At 70.6% G+C, this 1,029-nt stretch carries 1 protein-coding gene; it reads left to right on the plus strand.

What is annotated here, in order from left to right; translation table 11 throughout:
- Positions 1 to 38 precede the first annotated feature (38 nt).
- On the plus strand, positions 39 to 1,029 hold a 991-nt coding region (locus ACWF94_RS36980; protein WP_453499056.1), incomplete at its 3' end, for a S8 family peptidase.

The following is a 1,029-nucleotide window of genomic DNA, read 5'->3' on the forward strand; positions in this document are numbered from 1 at the left end:
CCCGAAGGGTGCCCGGCACTTCGTCTCCAGGAGGAGATTTGCACAGTCACACAAGACATAGGGGTGCGGCGGTCGTCGCCGCCGCCGCGGTAGTGGCCCTCGCCGCGGGCGTGACCAGCCCGGCGTCGGCGGAGGTCGATCCGGACAAGGGTGCGGATCGGTCCGCGCATGTGGACCGTTCTGGGCAGCCCGTGGCCAAGCACCGGATCACGCTGATCACGGGTGACCGGGTGAGCGTGGACGCCAAGGGCCGGTTCGTCGCCCTGGAGCCTGCCAAGGGCCGCGAGAGGATACCTGTGCGGATCAGCAAGGCCGCGGGCCGTACCCTCGTGATCCCCGCGGACGCGTCCCGGCTGCTCGCGGACGGCACACTCGATCAGCGGCTGTTCGACCTCACCGAGCTGAGCAGGTCCGCGAACGGGAAGGCCCAGCAGAACGGCCCCAGGGTGATCATCGGCTACCGTGGCAGCGCTGCCACGGCCAAGGCCGAGGTCCGTGACGCGGGCAGGGTGAGCCGTACCCTGAAGTCGCTGAACGCGCAGGCGGTACAGGCCCCGAAGAACAACGCCACCGGGCTGTGGGACGCGCTGACCAGCGGCGACCGGGCCGCCTCGGGCATCGCCCGTATCTGGCTCGACGGCGTCCGCAAGCTCACCCTCGAACGGTCCGTGCCGCAGATCGGCGCCCCCAGGGCGTGGGCCTCGGGTCACGACGGCAGGGGGGTCAAGATCGCCGTTCTGGACACCGGCGTCGACAGCACCCATCCCGATCTGAAGGACCAGGTCGTCGCGTCGAGGAACTTCACAAGTGACCCCGACGCCGAGGACACGCTCGGTCACGGCACCCATGTCGCGTCCACTGCGGCGGGCACCGGCGCCCGGTCCGGCGGCAGGTTCAAGGGGGTCGCGCCCGGCGCGAAGATCCTCAACGGCAAGGTCTTCGATTCCTCCGGCGCGAGCGAGGAGTCCGCCATCATCGCCGCCATGGAGTGGGCGGCCGAGCAGGGCGCCGGTGTCGTCAACCTCAGCC

It is taken from the genome of Streptomyces sp. NPDC055078, from assembly GCF_053607985.1.